The sequence below is a fragment of the Nitrospira sp. genome (genome assembly GCA_024998565.1).
Taxonomy (GTDB): Bacteria; Nitrospirota; Nitrospiria; order Nitrospirales; family Nitrospiraceae; genus Nitrospira_A.
The window spans coordinates 55,574-78,177 of record JACOEM010000014.1 but is presented as its reverse complement, the minus strand read 5'-3'; the positions used below and the strand labels follow the sequence as shown (position 1 = coordinate 78,177).

Here is a 22,604-nt window from a genome sequence, read left to right as displayed (position 1 = left end):
CTCCTTTGGCCGAGTGTCAAACGTACGTCTGTTGTCGCTACCCGATAGGCGCCATGGGAATAGCCATCCTGGTTCCACGCGCTGCAAAACCCTGCGGTGTCTTGAAAGCACGGAAACCGCCCGCGACCGTATGCAGCCTGTTCTGCCAGCGTCGATAGGTGGCCAGACGGGCTTCGGCCATGCCGGCCAGTTCGTGGCCGTCGTCATTGTGGGTATCCCGCACCAGGGCCACGGCCAGGGATGCGGTCGCCGGGGATTGGAGACTGAGCGCCACAATGGTCTGGCGCTCCCTGTTCTCCTCGAGTTGCATCTGCTGCAAGGCCCTGACGGGCAACGGCCGTCTGGCGGTCAAACGCACCAGTTCCTTCGCTCTTGAAACCAACCCGGCTGCGAGAGGGAGAAGCCGGTCCAGGAGTGCCATACTCTCTTTCCAGTCGGGCGGAGGCTCCGGAACCATGGGCACCAGACTGGGACGGCCCGTAAATTGTTCGAACCAGAACCGACGCCAGAACCGGCCATACCAGCCGATGGTCGGATCTTCCCGTCCCGCGCAGATATCCGCGCTTCCCAGGCCGTCCTCGTCCACCCGGGACCGATAGATTTTGATACCGGTCAATGTTGCTGGAAATGCGGCTCCAGTGAGGACATGCAGGCACAGGGAGGCAATCTGATCGGGTACCAGCCGATCCTTACAGGCGTGGTGCAAACAAACTTGATCGAATCCACAAGGCGCGCACCCCATATCCGGCTGAACGATCCAATGCCCCGGTCCGTAGGGGCCCGTCTCGCGAAAGTCGACATGCCCGACCGAAAGGTCGATCACCGGAATGCGTGCTCCGACTGCGAGGTGCATCGGGCCGGTGTCGTTGGTCAGAAGAAGTCGGCACTGGGCCAGCACCGCAGCGAGCTGAGGCAGCGTCGTCCGTCCAACCGCGTCGCAGAGAGGCGCGGACCCGCCGGCTTGCCGATAAGCGATCTGGGCAGTTTCAATCGCCTTCCGCTCGCTCTCCGTCCCGATGAAGACATATCCGACCCGTGTCTGCCGACTCAGCACAGCCAGGGTCTGCCCGAAGAGTTCCGGCCGCCAGGCCTTCATAGGATCGCTGGCCCCGACTTGCACCGCCATCCAAGGCAGCTGTTGCCCGCCGTGTGGTTCAAAAAACTCACGTGCCCATTGCGCCGTGCTCGAAGGAATGTCGAGCGACAAGGGCGCAAACGGCCCGATCCCGCTTCCGCCCAAGGCGTAGATATCCACCAGATTGAAGTGGTTGAACTGCCGTTGGCTGTGCACATCGGTCAAATAGGCCATCCACGGGTTATGGATGACCACGTCCCCGTCTTTCGGAGACGCGATGCCTCGAATTTCTTTGGAGCCGACGTAGGAGGCCAGCAGTCCGCTCCGGCGATTGAAGGTCAAATTGACGACGCGATCGTAGCCGGCCTCGATTAACGGCGACGCCCAGTCAGTCATCTCACGGTAGAGGGTGACGACATCCTTCGTTTGCGCCCGACTCTCGTCGACCAGACGATGAAAGTCATAATCGATGATGTGCCGGAGATGAGGCAGGAGTTTCGCGATCGGAGCAAACCGTTGATCCACGACCAGATCGACGGCGACTCCCGGCCACTCATGCTGGAGACGCTGCAGCAGGGTGCCCATTTGCACGAGATCGCCCATCCGGGTGATATTGATGAGAAGCACCTGCTTATTCATAACAAATCGCGTGTCTCGCTCCGGTATTCATCCAACATTAGGACCATCAATTCTTCCCGTTTGAGGGGCATGGTCGAGCCTTTGCTGCGGATTCGTGCGGCGACATCCTTCAACTCGACCCGCTGTCCGGCAGGAAAATCCTTGAGCAGCGATTCCAACGGAACATCCCCGGCGCAACGCGACAGCAGGGATTCCTGCTGCCGGTCTCCCCGCAACACGGCTCCGACTCGATCGGGCTGAGACAATCCGATATGTCCCAACAGGTCCCGCATTCGATGCACATAGGTATGCGCACCCAGGACACGTGCGCGGGCTGCAGCGGCCATAGCCTGTCGAGCCGCAGGATCTCCGAGCCATCGCTCCACGAGTCCGGGGACTTCATCGAAGTTCCGGAACGAGAGGATCTCCCGGTCGGTGAAAAAGTCCGGCAACTGGGAGCGGGAATCGACCAGCTGAAACGCGCCGCAGGCTGCCAGTTCAAAGGTCCGTGGATTGACGAAATCGGCTTGCGGATCAAGGCCCGCCCCGGTCGTGGAGTGGACATTCAAATTGATCGCGGTGGCGTTGAACACCTTCATGCAGGTGTCGGTATCGATTCGCGCTCCGTTGAGCTGCAGCACGGAGCGAAGTTCATCGGCCCCGTCCCACTCATTTCCCCAGAGTTTGAACGACCAGGGTCGGCGTAGCAGTGCCGGGAACAGGCGCCTGCGATTGGCATATCCCGCGCCGACGAAGGAGACATCCGCACCATAGATGCGCCGTTCTTCATCAGACAGAGCCATCGGGCGATGCAACCCAGGGTCTGCCGCCATGGGTAGAAAGCCGACATGCCGCGCACCCGCCTGACGGAACGCATCGAGACAGGCCCCCTGTTGAAACACGAACCAGTAGTCATAGCCCGGTGCCATCTGTTGCCAATAGGTCAGGTGGCGATAGTTCTCGACGAACCACATGGCGGTCAGCAGTTTCTTTTTCCGGAGATGTTCGAGCACCGGCAAGGTCAACGGAGCCTGAGCCAGCGACAGGACGAGGTCGGGAGGTGACTCGGCCAGAGAGGCCAAGGTCCATTGGCTTAACACTTCGGCCAAGCGACCCTGCATCAGTTGGCGATTGCGCGCATCTTTCAGCGCCCCCATGGCCTCGTAACTTGACGCATGCACACTGTGATCGATCCATTGCACCTTGTGCCCGAGCATTTCCAGGGCCCGTCTCACATAGCGTGCAATCGGCAGCGAACCCCCGTAAATGGGTCCTACCAGTGCAATCGTCAGCTGTCCGCCGGTCTGGCGCGCTACTCCGCGCCGCAGGGCCTGCTCGAACGTGCCGTGGAAGTTCGCATCACTGTGCATGGCCGGAGCATAGGACAGACAGCGCAAAGGCCGGCCCGTCTTGCTCAGCCGGTCAGCGATCTCAACCGGCGTACCGGAGAGCCAGAGGATATTCTCGGCCCATGATTCGAGAGGCCGCGCGACGAGCGCGTCATGGAATTCGTCGAGGTCGGAAATCAGCACCGCAACCACAATCTCCGACGCCACTCGTTTCCGAAGGGCCTCGACGTGGTACAGCAGCCCGACGCCGGCCACCACGACGGTCTCGCCTTCCCGACAGACGGGTGTATGGGTTTCGGCCCATGTCTCCGCCTCGCGGATCGGATCATAGGCGCTGTGAATCCACCGGCCGGCTCGTCGAGCCGAAGGGACGCCACTCCGTGCCGGCTCGATTGTCAGTACACCGCCGGCTGAGGTTTTCACGGCCGCGGCAAGGGATGTATCCCTTGCGGCCAACCGGGCGATGTTGTCGTTGAAGAGAGTCATGCGGCAACCGATTCGCACAAGGTTGGAGAGAGGGTTCGCCAGACAGTCGCGCGGGCGTCTTCGACACCCTCTTGTCCGGATCCGTCATCAAAACTCGTTCCCCATTGGTCCATACGATTCCTCCAGAGGGTCCAATCGGAGGCGGCACGACGCTGGTCGTCGCAGATCAACGCGATACTTTCGATGATGGGCCAGCGCTCCGGCTGGGCTTGCGTGGCATGTTGATACACCCAATGCCCTTCACCATAGGGGCCGGTTTCGTGCACCCGGGCATGAGAAAAATAGAATCCGATGGCCCGACTGCCCATCAACGTGCCCAGATGGAGCGGGCCGGTATCGGCACCGATCACCCAGCGGCATTTATGGAGCAGCTTCATCAACTGCGGGATACTTGTGCGGCCGGTCGCGTCCCAGACCCGTCCTTGGAGCAACGCGGGAATCGATTCGAGAATGGCCTGCCCGGTTTCACGCTCGCGTCCGCTTCCGATCAGCACGACCTGCCCTTCGTCTGTCCCTGTCAGAAACTCTCGAGTCCACCGGCCCCAGGTGGCAGCCGGGATGCAACGATCCGATTCGCCCGCCCCGGTCACCAGCGCGACCCAGAGACCCTGCCGCTCACCGATGGGAGCGAGGTCGTCGGGAAGCTCGACGGCCGGAGGCTGGAAGAGCGGCGCCCGACCTCGTGGCCTGACTCCACTCATGCCGCACCAGGCATCGGCCAGATGCACCCGATTGTTCCCGCGCTGTGTCGCGATATGCCGGAGATACTCGGCCCATGGACGTGCGCGCGCCTCAGAACGATTCTGTTCATCCTCACGCGAGGAAGGGCCTGTAAAGAGCTGCGTCATGAGGCGGCTCCGTGCATGCTGATTCAACGCAAACACACGCGCGTACGCCATGTCGCCGAGAGACTCGACGTAGCCCTGCATGGCCTGCATGGTTTGAATTGGATTCTCTTTCCACTGATGGGTCCAGGCACGCCATTGTGCCCCGTCCCAGGGAATGACACGGCCCAGACGACGGGCTCCGGCGAGGACGCTTGTCAAGGGAGCGGCACAGAGGACATCCAGTGTTCGTTCCGGATACACGTCCTGCAACGCCTCGATGGCGGGCAGCGTTTGAATCAAGTCGCCCAAACGGGCCAGTTGAATCACGAGGTCGCGGCATTCCGGTGAGGGCTCATGCGGCATGGTTCGGCACCAGATGGCGTTCGGATTCGGCCAGTTGTCTTGCCAACTCGTCCATGCCTTCGAAGGTCGGCGCCATGGCGCGCAGCCAGTCATATTCCCGCTGCGCATCCGCTCGACGTCCTGCTCTTAACAATACTCCGGCGAGGGCAAATCGCATAGCAATATTGCCCGGATTGCGGGTAACGAACGACGAGAGCCGCGATGCGACGTCATCCCAGCGTTGAAGCGACGTTCCGCATTTGAGCATCCAATGCACGCATTCTTCATCGTCCGGCTCGTTGGCGCAGAGCGCCACCGCATGCGACCAGGCGTTCTCGGGGCGGTTGGCTCCCATCGCGGCCATGACCAATCCCAGCGACGCTTTGCGTGAATCGGCCCCGGAGAGTTTCGCCCGCTCAAACGCCTGCTCCGCATCGTGATAGGCATTGACCTGCATGGCGACGATGCCCCGCAGGAGCCAGCCTTCACCGTGCGACGGGTCGGCTTGTAGCAAGGCAGTCACATGGCGATCCGCTTCGTTGACGGCACCTGTTTCCAACGCCTCCTTGGCCAACGCCAACCGGGCTTGAGGATCGTCTTTCAGCTGGATCACACGTCTCCAGAACGGCAGGGCCAGGGCCGGCTGTCCGATGCTCTCGCTTAGTATCCCGCCCCATCGAAGAATCCAGGCGTCGGCAGGCCATTCGTCGATTCGTTTGAGCAACGCGACGATCCTGTCCTGATCTTTCAGGGCCGTCGCACGCTGCAGGTCGGCGACCAGGGCCCGTTCCGCTTTCACGGCGGGATCCGTGATGAGATAGAGCGTATAGCCGAGGATGCCGTCATTGAGACGTGTGTGCACCGAATAGCCATCGTCAAAGTGCAGCCGGTCCTCGTCTGTAATCCACCACGCTTTCCCCCAGCGTTCACGGAACCGGGTTGTATTCTCTTCCTCGTGCGCTTTCCGGCCTGGCGTGCGGCTTTCCAGGTGAATGAGGGTGCTGTGGGGTTGGTACACGATCTTCCATTTCTTCTCACCGATTTTGAGACAAAGATCGACGTCTTCGAAGCCGTTCTGAAAGCCCTCGTCGAACCCACCCACCTGCGCGAAGGCCTGGCGCCGGACGAGCATGCAGGCTGCGGTCACGGATTGCAGTTCCCGTCGGCGGGAGACGCAGTGGGCATTCTCCGGCACACCCGGATACATATGGTATGGCATCAGGAACTCACGCGAGAACGCGACTCCCGCATGTTGAACCGTGCGGTCTTCGTACAGCAATTTGCTCCCGACGACGGCGACGTCGGAGTGGGTCTTGACCTCGTCCACGAGCGCGCTGAGCCATCCGGCAAAAGGAATCGTGTCGTTGTTCAGGAACACGAGATACTCGCCCTTGGCGGCCTGAGCCCCCTGGTTACAGGCCTTGGCAAATCCGAGATTCTCGTCGTTGGTGATCACCTTCACATCGCCGCCAAGTCCGGCCAGAAACGCCGGAGTTCCGTCGGTAGAGTGGTTGTCCACCACGATGACTTCGTAGGAGACGCCTTGCGTGACCTCCGCCAGAGCCGTGAGACACTGGGTGGTGAGCGCCAGGTTATTCCAGACCGGGATGATGATGGAGCAATCGAACGGCTTTGATCGGGCCTCCGCGCGCATTTGATCTAATTTCTTCTGTTGAGCCGCGAGCACGCCGGCGATCCGTTCCGCATAGGGCCGGTATTTCCGGTAGATAATTTCGGTCGTGCGTCGATAGGTGTCACTGGTGCTGCTGGTCATCGACGAGCCATCGCGACGCCAGGTGAAGGCTGCCGTGGTTTTCTTGATGTGGAAGAAGGGATACAGCGTCGCCATTCGAATCCAGAGATCCCAGTCTTCGTGAGCGAACAGCGATTCGTCGAAGACGCCGACCTGTTCGAGACAGGCTTTCTCATGCATGACACAGAGCACCGGGAAATAGTTGCAGAGGAGCAGATCGATGCAATTGAAGTCATGCGAATACGGCACATCGCGGCCGGTGACGACATACTCCCCGCCCTGCCGCACTTCATGGATACGCCAGGCATCCGTATAGGCGACTTTATGTTCGCCGCTCCGAAGCGCCGTCACCAAGGTCTCCAGGTGATCCGGAAGATAGGTGTCGTCGTCGTCGAGATACGCGATGTAGGTGCCTTTGGCAGCGCGCAATCCCGTATTGCGGGCCGCCGCGAGTCCGCGGTTGCGATCGTGCCGGATTGTGGTGATACGACCGTCTTTGTTCAGGGGCGCAACCACCTCGCTCACATCCAGCGTACCGTCGTTGACGACGATGATCTCGAAGTCCTGATAGGTTTGGGCCTGCACACTACTGAGCGCCACCTGCAGCCGCTCGGGACGGTTATAGGTGGGCACAATGACGGAGACCATCGGCGTGCGAGTAAAGGCTGGGATCGGCGATCCGCTCTGACGCTGGCAGGCCCATATCTGATAGATGGGTACAAGTGACAGTTTCTGGAAGTCGGCCGGAGTCGGCGCCGGAATGTACCGGAGTGACGGAAGTTCAACATGGACCCGCTCCAGGCCGAGTTCGCAAAATCCTTGCGATGTGAAGATGGTGCGGAGCTGCCCTTCCGTGACCCAGTCCTCAACCGGCTGACAGGGTGGTGCGATCGTTTTCCACTGTTCCCACATCTCTCCGCGGGGTGTCGTCAGAATGACATATCCATCCGGCTTCAGCAGTGTGGCTAGTTCCGCGACGAAGCCTTCTTTCCGGCCGTGCGGGATATGCTCGATCACTTCGGAGCAGAGAATGACATCGTAGGGCGAAAAATCCGGACGCGTAAGCACGCTCTGGGCAGTGCCCGCTTCGAATCGCAGGTGTGGAAACAACCTTCGCGCGTGCTCGATGACGCCGGCTACCGGTTCGATGCCTTCGCATGTGCCATACGCCGTCGCCAAATTGGTCAGCCAGCCACGCCCGCAGCCGACATCCAATATGTGCAGTTGCCGGTCCGGGTCTGCCTGACGTACGCGGCGGAGCAGATATTCGAGAAACGCGGCGATCTTGCTCCAGCGGGCGGCTTCGTCCGGATTGGGTGCAGCCGACGACCAGCCTCGACTGTTGACGAACATGTCGACGTAAAACTGATCCTGCTGCTTCTGCTCTTGAGGCGTCGGCGCGGAATTCGGTAAGGCCTGGAGGCCTGCCGAGGCCAACGGTGCACGATTCAACCCGACCATCACGACCCCTTTCGTTTCGAGCTGCCGCCTTGAAGCAGGCGATACTTCGGAAGTCTCTGCTTGCGCCAGCAGACGACGGAATCGTTCACGGAGCGCGTCCCGCCGCTGGGCGATGGAGACTGGTGTGGCAAAGGAATGGGAGGCCGGTCGCCCTTCGATCAGTGCTTCCCAGGCCGCCAATACGGTCGTCCAGTCATGCGACTGCGCCCAATGCTCCCTTCCAAGTCGTCCGAGCTCCGCGCAGAACTCCGGATGATTCTTCAGCAGCCGTACTGCCGAAGCGAATTGCGACAGCGGCAGGACCAATCCACCTGCGTGTTCAGCCGCCGTTCCACAATCCGGCGTGGCGAGCCAGGGCCGGCCGACGCTCATGGCCTCCAACAAACACAGCGGAGAGACCTCCGCATGCGACGCAAGCACCACGAGATCTGCCGCTGACAGCGCCGAGGCCACATCCGCAGCGTCCAGGCCTGCAAGCAACCGGACATCGGGTCTTGCCGCCAGGCGGGCCTTCACGTCCTCGACATACTCGGTTTCATGCGTGTCATTTCCGATCAAGACCAGCTGAACCCCTTCCGGAAGATGATCCAGCGCATCGAGCAACCCCGGATGATTTTTGACCGTGTAGAGATTGGCGAGGTGGATCACCAGGAAGGTGTCGCGGGCGACCCCGTAGCGCTGCCTGAAATCATCTTTCGGCGCGAGTGCCGCCGTGCCGTTCGGAATGACGCAGGTTGGAATCCGACGTTCCTGAAAGAACCGTTCGTCGTATCCGTTTCCGCCGAACGTGACGACTGCGTTCACCCGTTGCCCCAGTTGCGACAACATGGTCCGGCCCTGCTCGCTCCCCTGCAAGGCTTCATCGATTTCTTTGTTGATCGTGGGTTGCAGGATGAATCGAGTGGGACAATCCTTCGGAATCGCAAGGGGCGCATAAAACATCAGATGCAGCGGGGCGCCCAGCAGGATGCAGGCGTCGTACTGCCCAGATTCAAGCAACCGTTTCACTTCCAGCATGGAATAGGGGCTGGCGGTTTCAAAGTCGCTGGGAAACGTGAGGTCGATGATGGGAATGCCACGATGAGAGTTCGTCTTGCGCTCAGAGAGCGTATAGGTCGCCACCTCGACCGCATGTCCTCGGGACTGCAAGCCGACGGCCAAGCTTTCGGCCACTTTTTCCACCCCGCCGACGGAAGGCCAAAAATAGGGTGTGACAATGAGGATTCGCGAGGCAATATGACTCTGAGGCTGCGGCCTCGAGGCAACGATCTGAATGGTCCGATGTTCCGGCTTTTTCTCGACGACTGTCTCTGCCGCCCAAGGCACCTCTGCAGGTGTCAGGGGTGTATTCGCCACCGGAGTTGCGATCCGGGTCGAATCATAGGGCTGACTCACCGGTGGATTGTCACGAAACAGCCGGGAGAAGACGTCCAGCTCTTTCAGAACATAGGCTCGCGCATCCTTTTCCCGATCGACTGATCGAGGGCCTTCGATGATTCCATGGGCAGCGCCAAGCAGCGCAAATAGCGCAAGAAGATCCCCTGTTGATCGAAACTGCTCGGCCTTCCTGCGGATATCCGAAGTCAGCGTATTCCACTGCCGGATGTCTTTTTCATACATCGTCTTATAGCGACGGTAGATGGTCTCCGGGGTATACAGGGTCCCATGCCGGCCCAGGACATCCGGATGCAGCACCCAATGCACGCCGCGCTCGCCCATCTGTTCGAGCAAATTCATCTCACTCGCCTTCACATTCTGGAAGGCGAAGGGCTTCATGGCCGCCGTGCGGTAGATCTTGATACCCTGAATCGGGCAGCCACGATCCTCATCGTAGAGATGAAAACAGATCATGCCCACATCGGCAGGCGCCCGCCGCATGATGCCGGCCATCCTGGAGGCCGCGTCGGGGTTCAAAATCATGTCTTCATCGACCTGGATGAAGAACTCGGTGCGACAGTCCGCGATCATGCGTTGCGCCGCCGCGCTGAACGGCGCGACATTACGGATGATCTCGACATGGAATGGACCGCCTTGCTGAGCATCCACGGCCGCCTTGCAGGCGGGATACGCCGGATCGTCGACCGTGAGGATAAAGATGGTCGTGTCGATGCAGTCGGCGGTTCCTATGCGGTGCGGTTTGAGCGCTTGAACCACGTGGTCGGGAATGTCTGCCTGCCCTGACGATGTCTGCGCGGAGGAACACGCGTAGGCGGCGCCGGCCTCCTGTATCCCATAAACCGGTTTGGTTCCCGACTCGATCCATCTCAGTGTGTCCGCCAGCCGTCGCTCGCTGGTGTGATAGGCCCGCAATTTGCGTTGCGCATTGTGGGCCAGTCGCTTTGCCAATGCGTCATTAGCCAGCAGAGGCTCCAAGCCCTCGGCCAGCGACTCCGGCCGACTTGGGGAAAAATAAAGGATCTCCTCCCCTTCGACAAAGAGACCATTGTTCATCGGATGTTCGGGCACGGCATAGGACACCACCGGGCGGCCGGCGGCGATCCCTTCATAGACACGGCCACCGAAGAATCTCGCCAGGCTAGGAAGGTTGACGATCGCGGCCCATTGCGGCAATTGGTTCATCCACTCCCGGAATTCGCCTTCGCGCACCTCCTGCAACATCTTCGTATAGTGCGCCAGTGCTTCAGCAGGCATGCCCGCAGGTGTGGCCAACCGTTGGATGGCCGACTGCTGGAGCCGATCGAACAGTTGTTGAAACATCGTCGGAGCCGACGGCCGGGCGAAGGTGAGACAAGACTTTAGTGCAGGATGATGGAGCCACTGCTCACGGGGACCATAGGGGACGCCGTGGAAGACGCCGGCCCGATGAACGGCCGGATTGGACGGTGTGTTCAGAACACGTTCTGGCACCATCGGCGGCCACCACAGCGCGGGAACCCCCGTATGTGCGGTAGTTGCCTCCACGTCGCATTCGTCCGGCACGAGCACATGGGTTAATGCACGGACCTGCTGTTCAACCAATCCCTGCCGCGCCCGCAGATGAGGGGCCCAGGCGTAGTCCTCTTCGCTGTATTGCAACGATTCCATGATGATGCCGACACGGATCGGCGCCAACTCACTCAGCCATTGTAGAATAGCCTCATCGAGGGGCGCATGAACCAGCCAGACCCACACCTGGTCGAACCGCTGGCCGCCGACCATTCGCTTCATGTGTGCGAGCCAGGTCTTGCTGGAATAGGGCGCATCGGCAATCAGCGGAAGCGTGACACATTCCACACCGCTCGCCCGTAAGCCTTCCGCGACGCCAAAACAGGCCGGATAGGTCCAGGCGCGAGCTTGCTTCCATGTTGGAAACTCCAACTGCAAGAGAAGGATTCTCCTGGGTGGACGTGCTGTCATGATGCGTCGGATGCCTTTCTGCTCCAGCCGCTAGCCGTTGGGGTTGCTGGGATGGCCGAAATGTCCGGCGGGCGCCGCTGCCGCTCTCGACGAGGACGCAATGGTCAACAGCGGAGCCGCGCTGCTCGAGCCGGTCGGGCCGACTCCCACGGGCTGCGCACTCATGGCCGGTTCCTGAATGCGACCGAAGGCCCCGTCTCCCAGGCTGATGAGCTGCTCTTGCGAGGCCCGCCCTGAACCAGCGAACAGCTTCTTGGAAAGGAGGCGTGCCACACGGACCAGCATGAGCGAGCCGCCGATGACCCCGTGTTTTTGAAGCATGGGTATCCAGCGCCAGGGGGCGGAGTAGATGCTCACAAATCCTTCGTTCTGGAGGTCGATCAGGTCATTGGGGGTCAGCTCTCCCACCGTGGTGACGGCCGATCCATAGCGCCGGTATTCGGAGAAATCCTGCGTCATCAAGCGCACGCCTTTCTCGCCGTTCATCGCCAGTTTGTGAAACTCGGTCCCGGGATAGGGCACCGCGATGGCAAAGTTCGCCTGTTTGACTTCCCTGGACTGCCGCAGGAATTTCAAGGTCGCCCGGACCGTTTCTCTGGTTTCCCCCGGCAATCCGATCATCACGGAGTTCAAGGCCTCGACACCGTACTTGTTGCAGATCCCGTTCGCTTTCACGTAGTGCTCCAGCGGAACCTGTTTTTTCATCGTCCTGCGTATTTCGGGATCGACCGTTTCGAGTCCGAACGACAGACGGATGAGGCCGCTCTTGACCAACCGGGCGATCACATCTTCCTCGACGAGATTCGCTCGGGTGCTGCCTTCGAATGTAATCTGCAAACCCTCCCGGTCGATCAAGTCGCAGATCTCCAGAATGTGGTCCTTCCAGAGCGTCATGACATCGTCGACGATGTAAAAATGCCGGGTACCGAATGTCTCCACGACCTGCTTCATTTCATTCACGACCGATCGGGGCGAGCGTACGCGCATCTCGGTGGTCTTCAGCGCTTCGGAGGCGCAGAAGATGCATTTCCAGGGACAGCCGCGCATGGTCTGAATCGAGGTGAACGGGAGACGGCCGCGCAGTGTGCCAAGCTTGTATCGGGACATCGGCAGTCGATGCCGTGCAGGAATCGGCAAGGCGTCGAGATTCGTGATGTCGGCCGGCTGACCGGTCGAGACGACCTCACCGTTCCGCCGATAGATGATCCCGGCGACCGCCGACAGCTCCTTGCCCTGTGCATAGGCGTTCAGGAATTGCGGCCAGGACTCCTCCGCCTCCCCGATGAAGGCATAGTCGAAGCAGCTCAACAGCGCCTGCTCCTTCATGATGGTGATATGGGGGCCGCCCACGGCGATGGGAATGTCCGGTGCCAGGCGTTTGATGCCTTCCGCGACGGTTTTACTGAGATGGAAAAAGGGGCTCGTCGCCGTAAAACCGATGAGGTCCGGCTTCATCGCGACTGCTCGCTGGACCATCTCGTCCAACGGAACCTGTTCGGATTCCCCGTCGAGGATCGTCACGTTGTGCCCGTGGCGTTCGGCAATGGCGGCCAGCAGCGCGAGGTTCAACGGCGGCCAGGTCGAATTGCGGCGGGCGAAGTGGCCGAAGAGTCCATAAGCCCCGGTCCATGTGGGATACAGCAACAACACGTTCATACATCACCTCACAGAAGCGACCACTGATCCACCTATCGACTCAACAGACCCGGCGCACCGTGACGATCCACCCCTTACGGCTGTGACCGATCGTTCCGGCAAACCACGTCGGGGTATTCCGGGTTCATCCACCCTTCCGCCGGCTCGATGACCATGTTGGCACGGAATTCTTCACGAGGCAGATAGGGATACATGTCCTCGATCGGTGTCTTCCATCCGAAGATCCTGGGCTCGTAGGTGTGGAATTCATGCATATCCACATCACAGACCACGGGACCGTCGAACCGGAGCACCTCGTCGATCTTGGCGTCCATTTCGGCATGGTTGCGAATGGCCACGGTCTTGATCCCGTAGGCCTGCACGATCTTGAGAAAGTCCGGCGGGTTGTACCCTTTCGGGCCACAGGCCTCGGCGCGGCCTTGAAAGTTCGTTTCCTGATAGGCTTTGGTGATGCCGTAAATGTGGTTGTTGAGGATGAACGTCTTCACCTTCACGCCGTAGTTGATGAACGTCTGCAGTTCCTGGGGATTCATGTTGAAGCCCCCGTCCCCGATCGTGCAGACCACTTGACGGCTTGGCGCGGCAAACCAGGCGCCCATCGCTCCGGCAAAGGAGAACCCCATCGGCGAGTTGCCGTTGTTCGTGAGATTCCGTTGCCCGTATTTGGTTTCAAAGGCATGGTTACTCACGACAATATTCCCGCCGCAGTCCCCGACCAGAATATCCGTGGCGCCCATCTTTTCTGAAAGGCGGCGCATGAATGCATAGGGGTGCACCCGCTCGCGCTGGTCGAAGAACTCGGGCCGGACCGGGTCATATTGGCGTTTCCACTCCATCACCCGTTCTGTCCACCCCGAATAGTCGGGCAGCGGTTTGCTGCGGCGATCCAGGGCAATCAACAGGCGCTGAGTGAACACCTTTGCATCGCAGAGAATGTTCACATCGAACGGCACCTGCTGAAACTTCCGCTGCACCATCGCCGGGTCGATTTCGACGAGATACTTCTTAGCCTGGCGCGCAAAGCTTTGGACATTGCCACCGGTGATACGGCCGGAGATACGGCTGCCGATGGACAGCAGCAAGTCGCTGTTCTGAATGCCGAAGTTCCGGCCGGCTCCCCCGTAGGTTCCTACCCGTCCGCCGTAATTTTCGTAGTCCGAGCTGATCACGTCCAAGGCGTTCCAGGTCGGAAAGCAGGGCACGTTCAGCCGCCGCCCCAAGGCGCGTACATCATCCTGGGCATTCGCGAGACGCACGCCGCCGCCGACGAGAATGACCGGTCGTTCAGCATGTTGGAGCTCCGTGATGAAGCGGACGATCTGCTCATCGACCACGGTCAGATCGAAGCTTGCGGCAGCAGGAGGCTCAAACCCGATGAGCTGTTTGGCATCGATCAGTGTCTTTTGGACATCGAGGGGAATATCCAGCAGCACCGGTCCCGGCCGTCCTTCCTGGCAGAGCCACAGCGCCTTCTCCAATTCATATCGCACGTCTTCGGGCTTGACGATCATCTTGGCGTACTTCGTGACCGGAGCCGCCATGGCGACGATGTCCGTCTCCTGGAATCCGATCTGGCGAATGGCGGGGTCGGGCCGGAGAAACCGGGAGTTGATCTGGCCGGTCAGAAACACGCAGGGCACGGAGTCATAAAAGCAGTTCCCCATCGCCGTGAGGAGATTCATCCCGCCCGGTCCGCTCGTGGCGATGGCGACACCGGGCACGCCCTTCACCTTGGCATAGGCCTCGGCTGCAAACCCGCCGGCCTGCTCATGCATGACGGCGACATATTCCGTGGCGGCGGTGCGGGTGAACGCATCGATGAGGTCGCCGTTCGCCGCGCCGTAGACCACGAACATCTTGTCGATTCCCCGTTCCGCCAATGTATGGATGATGTAGTCCGCAACCTTGATCATGACCGTTCCTTTCCCCTCTCTCCCGCTAGGCAGCTGCATTCGTGGCCTCATCCTGATACCGGCGCCGGACCTGGCGCCGGCACATGTCCGCAACGTGTGTCGCGACGTGCGGGCCGAACGTGCGGTGCAACATGTTCAGATACTGTGGATGCGTGAAATACTCGATAAAAGCCCGATCCCGGAATGCCAGGACCTGCGTCGCCGTGAGATGGTCGGTCGGCAAGGGACGGCAGTCGTAGGCATGTTGTGCGTACCCGATCCATCCGGGGCCCCCCTGGTCATCGGGCAGAGCCCACTGTTTCTGCTTCGCCAGCGTGTACAGCGGTGAACCGGGGTACGCCATCGCACAGTAGAAGTTGGCCCACTCCGTATTGAGCGTGAGGGCCAGGTCCAACGTGGCGCGCATGCTCTCCATCGTGTCGTCGGGTAGGCCAAAGATATAGTTGGCCGCCACATGAATGCCGTACGAGCGAATCTTGTCGACCGTCGTTACAATGTCCCGTTCCCCGAAGCGGCCTTTTTCGACGCCGTCGCGGACATGCTGGCTTCCGGATTCGATCCCGAGCCCCAGCCAGGTGAATCCCGCCCGCGCGAGTTTCGCCAGCACTTCATCCTGGACCGTGTCCACGCGGGCGTAGGCCCAGATATTGAGCCGGTATCCTCGTTCGATGATGCGATCGCAGATGCCGATGACATGCCGCCGGTTCAGCACAAACATTTCATCGGGGATCTTGATATTACTGACACCATAGTCCTGGACCAGCCGGTCGATCTGCGCAATGACGTTGTCCGGGCTCCAGGCTCGCAACATCGGCGTGGCGAAAGGCGCATTAATGCAGCAGAAAGAGCAGGTAAACGGGCAACCCAAACTGGTCTGCAGCGACGCATAGGGCGCACGCGCTTCCAGATTCCCGAAACAGTGCCAGTTGTGGGCGCGATACCGGGTCATATCGAGGAGATCCCAGGCCTGCCCCGGCAACTCGCGATCCAGATTCGTCAGCAATTGGGCCGGAGCATTCCCGACCGGCACCCCCTGCTCCATGTGCCAGAGGCCGGGAACCTCGCGGAGCGAATGTTGAGGCGCGCGTAGGGCGATCACCAGACCGAGAATCGTGGAGGGGCCTTCTCCCTGGCAGACATAGGTATACGGTTCTTCCAACAGGGTCCGTTTCGGCAGTGCCGAGGGGTGCGTTCCCATGACGAGCGTGGGAATATCGGCCAGTGTATTGAGGATTTCGCACACCTTCCGGCCGGCCGGCATACATTGCGTGGACGCGGAGGGTTGTTGCCCATAGATCACGAAGACTGCCAGTCGCGGCGCGATGACGGCGATCCGCTCCGCCGTCTGCTGGTGGTTCAACCCCTCTGCCTCGGCATCCAGAATGGCAACGGAGCAGCTGTGTTGGCGCAAGAACGTCGCGATCAAACCCGACCAGACCGGTGGTTCAATGGCGGCCAGGTCTTGGCTCAGGTCCTGGTAGACCTGCACCCGGCTGGGCGGGGTGACCAGCAACACGTCAAGCGGCTTGGACACGGCAACCTCCCAGTTGTTGCGCAAAGGCGATCGTGCGCGACAGGCCTTCGTCCACATCCTCTTCCTGCCCGCACACGGCAATGCGAATGAACGACGCGTAGGCCTCGCCGAAACTACGTCCCGGGGTGACCGCCGTCTGGTGATCGTCCAGCAGTCGGCGGCAAAACGTCATGTCATCGAGTCCGGTGCGCGCGATATCGACAAACAAATAGAACCCGGACTCCGGCTTGTGACAATGCAGGATGCCGGAGCGATTGATGCGGTTATGGCAGGATCCGATCAGCCGGGCGCCCCGTGATCGAACCTCGCTGGCATACGCGTCGAACACCTTCATGCCGGCGAGGCAACCCAGTTGAGTGAACAGAGGGAGACAGGAATAGAGGGTCGAATTCGAGAGCGCGAGTTTCGCCGCCACCGCCTCATGAGCAAAGGCATATCCGGTGCGAAAGCCCGGGATCGAACATACTTTTGAAAAAGACGACATCGCCACGACATATCCGGCTTGCGCCGAGGCGAGGGTAAAGAACGAGCCATCGAAGGTCAGATCGGCGTAGGTTTCATCGCTTAACAGCCAGATCCCCGCCTCTTCACAACGCTCCGCAAGCGCGCGCAGGATCATCGGATCGTATAGGGCCCCCGTCGGGTTGTTGGCATTGTTGACGACAATCGCTGTTGGTTCGGCAGCCAGCGCGTCATCGATAGCCTGTCGGGTCAGGTGAAATCCGTCGCGCTCAGACAGCAGCACCGGCCTGACCTGGAGTCCCTGATGCGCCGCAGCGGCCCAGTAGGAGGGGAACGCCGGCGTGAACAGCACCACGCGGTCGCCGGGATTGCAGGTGATGTCCAGAAACTGGTGAATCAGGAGATTCGCCGGGCTGATCACGACCTGGGAGTCCGTCAACGCCTCGCCCGTTAACGAGGTATATCGAGCCGCCAAGGCGGCACGTAATTCCTTCACGCCGGCCATCGGCGCGTACCCCAGCTGTTTCTCGCGGAGCGCCTGGACGGTGCCGTCGACGATCTCACCCGGCGGAGCCATGCGGGGACTCCCGAGTTCCAGGTGATAGATGCGGTGCCCCTGCCGCTCCAGCGCTTGAGCTCGATCCATGACCCGAAACATCTCCTGCCCGATCAGGCGCTCGCCCCGCGCTGAAAATGCCAATCGGCCTGGTGTCTGTGAAGCCGGGACTGTCTGATGAGCCATTACAGCAGCGATCCTTGTTCCTGATTCATGGACATGACCGGATAATGGACCGACGGATCTTTCCAGACTTCGCGAAAATGCGCGAGGCGTTCTGGGGTGCCGATGTCGTACAGGGGGCTGGCTGTGACGAATCCATAGCAGGGTTCGGTGATCAGCAGCGGAAGTAACTCGCGCTCCAGGGACCAGGAATGACTCTTCGGAAACAACGCTTCGACGGTACGATCGAACAGATAGATGCCGGCGTTGTGATAACCCGTCATTCTGCGGCGCGGCTTCTCCACCATGGACAGGAGGCGGTCGTCCTCCCCTAACGTGACGGCTCCGGTATCTTCGCGTGTATCGGCTGGCGTGACCGCGATCGTCACGCGAGCGCGTTTACGGGTATGGAATCGCAGGAGTCGCTCCGGATCGAGCTCACAGAGCGAGTCTCCGTTCAGCACCAAAAATGGATTACTGCGAACGAGCTTCATGGCTTGCGCGACCGCTCCGCCCGTCCCCAGCGGAGCGGGGTCGCGGACGAACAGAGTTTCATACCCGCCGCGATGGCGCCCAAACCAGTCCTCGATCATGTCGCCCTTATATCCGGTGCTGAAAATGAATCGCCGGGCGCCGTGCCGCAGGAAATGTTCGACGAGGCACGCCACAAACGGGCGGCCATGAATCTCCGCCATCGATTTCGGGCGATCCGCCACGACCGATTGCAGGCGTGTACCGAGTCCCCCGCATAGAACGACCACATCGCAGTCCGCGAACCGGCCCATTGTCACGCCGCCTTTCCGAGTAACGCGGCCTTCAACTGGGAGGCCGTATCCGCCGAGTGCTGCGCCCACACGTCGTCGAGCATGAGATGATCTTCCTGATAAAACACGATCTGTGTCCCCAGACCCTCAAACTTAAACGGAACCTGTAACAACCCGGGCAGCGCCAGGCGAATCCGCTCATGGTCCTCGGGCTTGGCAAACAGGAGCATGAACCCCCCGCCTCCGGCGCCCAGCAACTTTCCGCCCAGTGCGCCGGCCGCTCTTGCCGCCGTGTAAATCTCGTCGATGGCCGGAGTCGTGATCCGTGACGTCAGGCGCCGCTTGAGCATCCAGCCTTCATGGAGCAGGGTTCCAAACGCAGCCAGATCGCCGCCGCCGGTGAGGATTGCGATGCCCTCCTCCACCATCTGCAACATGGCAAACAGTTCGGCTGTGCGTTGCTTCGTGCGATCGATCTGCTCCCGCGCCACTTCCGAGGCAATTCGGGAGAAGCCCGTGAAGTAGAGCTGCAGGTGGCTTTGGAAAGCGGCAAGCCGGTCGGGCTGCATGATGATGGGGGTATGGCCGATCTCTCCGTTCGGAAAAAACGTGGCCTTGCAGAGACTGCCATGCGCCGCGAGGACCTGATCCTGGCATCCGACGGCTTCGCCCAGCACGTTCTGCTCGACGTGGATGGCTGCTTGGGCCAGCTGGTCCTTGCTGGGCATGATGTGCTGCAGCGCGTACAGCGTGTGGAGCAGGCCGACCGTGAACGACGAGCTCGATCCCAACCCCGTGCGGGCCGGCAGGTCTCCGTCGTGGTGAATCTCCAGGCCGTCGTTGATGTTGAGATACTTCAGGACTCCGCGAACGGCTGGATGTTCGATGTCGTCATGACTCTTCACCAACTCGATGCGTGAATAGGCAATGCGCGACCGGTGCTCGAAAAACGGCGGCAGGCGGCGGCAGCTGATGTAGCAATACTTATCGATGGTCGTGGCGAGGACGGCGCCGCCATGTTCACGGAACCACACGGGATAATCGGTACCCCCGCCGAAGAAGGACATCCGGAACGGTGTTCGACTGATAATCATCGATGCCCTCCCCGTCCACCCGATTCCGAATCAGACATTGGCATACTGACCGGCTTTGATGATCGTGTAACACTTCATCAACTCACGAATGCCGCGTTCCAAGGACCACTCCGGCTTGAACCCGGTTGCCAATAGACGCTGATTGGATACGATATAGTCGCGCTTGTCGGGGTCCTCGCCGATCGGCGCCTCGAACGACACGAAATGCGGAATGAGCGTTTGGATGACCTGGCAGAGTTCGAGTTTCGAGAGGTTGGCATCGTCCAGGCCCACGTTATACGGACGATCTTTCATCTCGTCGAAATGATCGATGGCATGCAGAAACGTCCGGACGACGTCCCGGATATGGATATAGTTGCGTTTACAGTGTCCTTCGAATACGACGACGGCGCGATCCTGCACGGCGCGCCAGACGAAATCGTTGACCAGCAGATCCATGCGCATTCTGGGCGATACGCCGAACACCGTGGCCAGGCGCAGCGTGATGGCGTTTCCGCGGTCCAACACCACCCGCTCGGCTTTCACTTTGGTTTCGCCATAGAGGCTGATGGGGCGTAGCGGTGACTCCTCCGTGCAGGGTACGCCCGGTTGCCCGATGCCATAGCCGCTGTTCGTGACGGGAAAAATGATCCGCTGCCGGGGAGAAGACAGTTTGCACAAGAGCTGAACGGCCTCGAAGTTGACCGTGTAGGCTCCGACGCGATCACGGTCACAGAGCGGTGCCCCGACCAGCGCCGCAAGCGGAATGATGAGGTCGGCCGTTCGCAGGAGATCGGTCAACAGGCGTTCGTCGCGGCAATCGCCACGCACCACCTGGAAGCCCTCCTCGCCGCAACAATCCATCAAACTGTTTTGGCGATACATGAAATTGTCCAGGACGGTGACCTTGTAGCCACGTTCCAGTAAACGTTTACTGAGCACGGAGCCGAGATAACCGGCGCCGCCGGTCACGAGCACATGGGTCGAGGCTGTCGTCATGATCGAACAAGCTCCACGGTGAATACATAGCTGCTCACATACACCAATGCTGTCACGCGGCCTCCAGGACAATCCGTGCGATGTGAGCCACATCCTGTTCGTTCATGGAGGCGTGATTGGGCAGGAAGAAGCCGCAATGATGCACGCGGTCCGCGACAGGGAAACTGGCCTTCCCGTAGCGGTTCATCCAGAAAGGATGGAGCCCTAGGTTGCCGGCGGAGAAGATTCTCGTTTCCACTCCTTCTGCGACCAACGCCCGGACAATTCGACGACGTTGCTCCGTCGAATCCGCGAGCAGCCCGAAGGAGATGCTGGCGACCTTGCTCCCTTTCGGCGGGCGCTGCGTATAGAACCGCCCGCCCAAGTGCTGCAGGTATCGTTCATGATTGGCCTGACGTTGCCCGGTCATCCAGTCCAGTTTGTGTAGTTGCTCGATGCCGATAAAGGCATTGAGATCCGTTGAGCGGAGATTGAAGCCCGGCTCGTAAAACACGAAGGGCGAGTGGAAATCGTCGACCTGGTATTGCGTCACCAATGCCTGATGACTACTCTGGTCGAGGTCCTTGCTCCACCCGTGGCTGCGCAGCATCAGGAGCATGTCCGCCAGATGCTTGTCGCTGGTCGACACCATGCCGCCTTCGATCGTGGACATCTGATGGCCGAAATAGAAGGAGAAGCTCGCCATATCGCCGAATGTGCCGATCTTCTTGCCGCCATATTCCGCTCCGATGGCGGCGCAGGCATCTTCGAGCAGATAAAACCCGTATCGGTCCTTCAGGGTCTGCAGTTCCTGCATGCGATGCGGGACGCCGAGCACTTGAACGAGTAATACCGTCTGCGCGTCATGGCGTTGTAAGAGGTCTTCCAGATGATTGAGGTCAAGTCCGAAGGTATCAGGATCGGCCTCGCACATGATGGGTGTGAAGCCGAATTGAATCGCCGGAGCGATCGAAGTCACCCATCCGACACTCGGGACGATCACATTCGTGTTGCGCAGCTTGCCGGAGCGCAGCAAGGCGTAATACATCAACAGATTGGCCGACGAACCGGAGTTGCAGTGTACCGAATAGGGACGCCCCAGCCATTCCGACCATTGGCGTTCAAAGTCGAGGGTCACCGCCCCCTTGGTGAGGCGAGGATAGGTCCGCAGCCACTCGATCAAATGGTCGATATCCTGCCGGTCGATCGTATCCTGTGCGAGACACCAGCGAGGATTGAGCTTGGCACTCTGTGTATGAAGCGTCATGATTGTCGTCCCTCTTGCTCCTGAACATGGCCTGCGTCCCTCACAGGACGAGGTGTGGCAACGGGATACCAATCAAGATGTATGCCACTGGCGTGTATGGCGGGAGGAATTGAAACGACGGGATTTCCGGGCGTTGGGAGCGAGTGGCGGCACAGGACCGGGCAAAAACTTCCCAGTCATCGGCAACCGCTGCAGTCTAGGCGGACTCGAAGGTATGTTTACGATGTACGAAGGATTCAAGCGCGTTCCGCACTGATCCTCCCCAGCCCCGGTACTCGATCGTTTCTTTGCCGTCGAACCGGAACTCCAGACCAAGATGCGTTCCGTCGGCCTGCGGTGACAGGTTTCGGACGACCCCTGTCAGATTGTTGACGTGTCCGGTGCCGGTGATTTCAAACTCAACAAGCAGAGCCATCCCCGGGTAAAAGTCCTGTACCGGACGTTGAATGAGCACGGCGCAGCCGGAGGCACTCAAATCCTTCAGGAGCCCGCCGATTCGGATCGGGGGTTCATTTGGCAGGTTGGATGCGAACTCCTGCACGACAGACAAGACAATCGGCTCCTGGGCCGATACCCGCCCGTGCTTCCGGAGCGGCACCTCTTCCAGCTCGGAGGGAAATGCGAGCAGCAGAAACGGGAAGGGTTGCATCTGCGTGTCCAGCACCTTCGTGCGATATCCGATCATGTTTCCTTCATGGATGTACCGCAGCAGGCAGATGGTTCCTTTCACGCAAGGAACCGGCTGCCCCAAATGAAACGGCCATTCACAGACGATCCAGCTCCGGTGTTTCCACCCCAGGACCGATGAGCCGTATTGCCCCCGCGTGTCGTCCTGCGACACGCTGAGCTGAAGCGAGAGACCGACCGACAGAAACGAGGACGGATGACGATGAATAACCAGTTCGCTCATAGACTCTTCCCCCACCCTGCAGGTGCGTAGACGCACCCTCGTCAGCTCTATCGGTCGCCTT

At 60.2% G+C, this 22,604-nt stretch carries 13 protein-coding genes; all 13 read right to left on the bottom strand.

Translation table 11 applies throughout. From position 1 onward, the window contains the following. Window positions 1-37 precede the first annotated feature (37 nt). A complete protein-coding gene (locus H8K11_18310) occupies window positions 38-1,714 on the bottom strand; it encodes a glycosyltransferase family 9 protein (GenBank protein ID MCS6265702.1) in 1,677 nt (558 codons plus the stop codon). Next, window positions 1,711-3,528, bottom strand: coding sequence for a glycosyltransferase (locus H8K11_18305; protein ID MCS6265701.1), 1,818 nt, complete (start codon window positions 3,526-3,528; stop codon window positions 1,711-1,713). The genes H8K11_18310 and H8K11_18305 overlap by 4 nt, the downstream gene beginning before the upstream one ends. Further along, window positions 3,525-4,718, bottom strand: coding sequence for a glycosyltransferase family 9 protein (locus H8K11_18300; GenBank protein MCS6265700.1), 1,194 nt, complete (start codon window positions 4,716-4,718; stop codon window positions 3,525-3,527). The genes H8K11_18305 and H8K11_18300 overlap by 4 nt, the downstream gene beginning before the upstream one ends. Continuing rightward, the gene (locus H8K11_18295; GenBank protein MCS6265699.1) at window positions 4,708-11,268 is read right to left on the bottom strand and encodes a glycosyltransferase; all 6,561 of its coding nucleotides are present in this window, start codon (window positions 11,266-11,268) and stop codon (window positions 4,708-4,710) included. The genes H8K11_18300 and H8K11_18295 overlap by 11 nt, the downstream gene beginning before the upstream one ends. A 30-nt stretch (window positions 11,269-11,298) precedes the next feature. Further along, window positions 11,299-12,924, bottom strand: a complete 1,626-nt coding sequence (locus H8K11_18290; GenBank protein ID MCS6265698.1) for a B12-binding domain-containing radical SAM protein — start codon at window positions 12,922-12,924, stop codon at window positions 11,299-11,301. A 74-nt stretch (window positions 12,925-12,998) separates the two neighbouring features. Beyond that, window positions 12,999-14,837 carry a thiamine pyrophosphate-binding protein gene (locus H8K11_18285; protein MCS6265697.1) on the bottom strand — a complete coding sequence of 613 codons (1,839 nt, stop codon included), beginning with the start codon at window positions 14,835-14,837 and terminating at the stop codon, window positions 12,999-13,001. Between the two features lie 25 nt (window positions 14,838-14,862). Continuing rightward, window positions 14,863-16,353 (bottom strand): radical SAM protein, encoded by a 1,491-nt coding sequence (locus H8K11_18280; protein MCS6265696.1) that lies wholly within the window; start codon window positions 16,351-16,353, stop codon window positions 14,863-14,865. A gap of 1 nt (window position 16,354) precedes the next feature. Continuing rightward, entirely contained in the window at window positions 16,355-17,575 is a 1,221-nt protein-coding gene (locus H8K11_18275; GenBank protein MCS6265695.1) for a pyridoxal phosphate-dependent aminotransferase, read from the bottom strand. Continuing rightward, window positions 17,575-18,336, bottom strand: coding sequence for an NTP transferase domain-containing protein (locus tag H8K11_18270; protein MCS6265694.1), 762 nt, complete (start codon window positions 18,334-18,336; stop codon window positions 17,575-17,577). Before H8K11_18270 ends, H8K11_18275 begins: the two co-directional genes overlap by 1 nt. 2 nt (window positions 18,337-18,338) lie before the next feature. Further along, window positions 18,339-19,409 carry a kinase gene (locus H8K11_18265; GenBank protein MCS6265693.1) on the bottom strand — a complete coding sequence of 357 codons (1,071 nt, stop codon included), beginning with the start codon at window positions 19,407-19,409 and terminating at the stop codon, window positions 18,339-18,341. A gap of 30 nt (window positions 19,410-19,439) precedes the next feature. Beyond that, window positions 19,440-20,387 carry an NAD(P)-dependent oxidoreductase gene (locus tag H8K11_18260; GenBank protein MCS6265692.1) on the bottom strand — a complete coding sequence of 316 codons (948 nt, stop codon included), beginning with the start codon at window positions 20,385-20,387 and terminating at the stop codon, window positions 19,440-19,442. A gap of 52 nt (window positions 20,388-20,439) precedes the next feature. Beyond that, on the bottom strand, window positions 20,440-21,633 hold the full coding sequence (locus H8K11_18255) for a DegT/DnrJ/EryC1/StrS family aminotransferase (GenBank protein MCS6265691.1): 1,194 nt from the start codon (window positions 21,631-21,633) through the stop codon (window positions 20,440-20,442). A gap of 196 nt (window positions 21,634-21,829) precedes the next feature. After that, window positions 21,830-22,543 (bottom strand): flagellar brake protein, encoded by a 714-nt coding sequence (locus tag H8K11_18250; GenBank protein MCS6265690.1) that lies wholly within the window; start codon window positions 22,541-22,543, stop codon window positions 21,830-21,832. Between the last annotated feature and the right edge of the window lie 61 nt (window positions 22,544-22,604).

What these genes read in the sequence shown, in the direction of transcription:
- H8K11_18310 (MCS6265702.1), bottom strand. Translation starts at nt 1,714, where the DNA reads ATGAATAAGCAGGTGCTTCTCATCAATATCACCCGGATGGGCGATCTC.
- H8K11_18305 (MCS6265701.1), bottom strand. Translation starts at nt 3,528, where the DNA reads ATGACTCTCTTCAACGACAACATCGCCCGGTTGGCCGCAAGGGATACA.
- H8K11_18300 (MCS6265700.1), bottom strand. Translation starts at nt 4,718, where the DNA reads ATGCCGCATGAGCCCTCACCGGAATGCCGCGACCTCGTGATTCAACTG.
- H8K11_18295 (MCS6265699.1), bottom strand. Translation starts at nt 11,268, where the DNA reads ATGACAGCACGTCCACCCAGGAGAATCCTTCTCTTGCAGTTGGAGTTT.
- H8K11_18290 (MCS6265698.1), bottom strand. Translation starts at nt 12,924, where the DNA reads ATGAACGTGTTGTTGCTGTATCCCACATGGACCGGGGCTTATGGACTC.
- H8K11_18285 (MCS6265697.1), bottom strand. Translation starts at nt 14,837, where the DNA reads ATGATCAAGGTTGCGGACTACATCATCCATACATTGGCGGAACGGGGA.
- H8K11_18275 (MCS6265695.1), bottom strand. Translation starts at nt 17,575, where the DNA reads ATGGCTCATCAGACAGTCCCGGCTTCACAGACACCAGGCCGATTGGCA.
- H8K11_18270 (MCS6265694.1), bottom strand. Translation starts at nt 18,336, where the DNA reads ATGGGCCGGTTCGCGGACTGCGATGTGGTCGTTCTATGCGGGGGACTC.
- H8K11_18265 (MCS6265693.1), bottom strand. Translation starts at nt 19,409, where the DNA reads ATGATTATCAGTCGAACACCGTTCCGGATGTCCTTCTTCGGCGGGGGT.
- H8K11_18260 (MCS6265692.1), bottom strand. Translation starts at nt 20,387, where the DNA reads ATGACGACAGCCTCGACCCATGTGCTCGTGACCGGCGGCGCCGGTTAT.
- H8K11_18255 (MCS6265691.1), bottom strand. Translation starts at nt 21,633, where the DNA reads ATGACGCTTCATACACAGAGTGCCAAGCTCAATCCTCGCTGGTGTCTC.
- H8K11_18250 (MCS6265690.1), bottom strand. Translation starts at nt 22,543, where the DNA reads ATGAGCGAACTGGTTATTCATCGTCATCCGTCCTCGTTTCTGTCGGTC.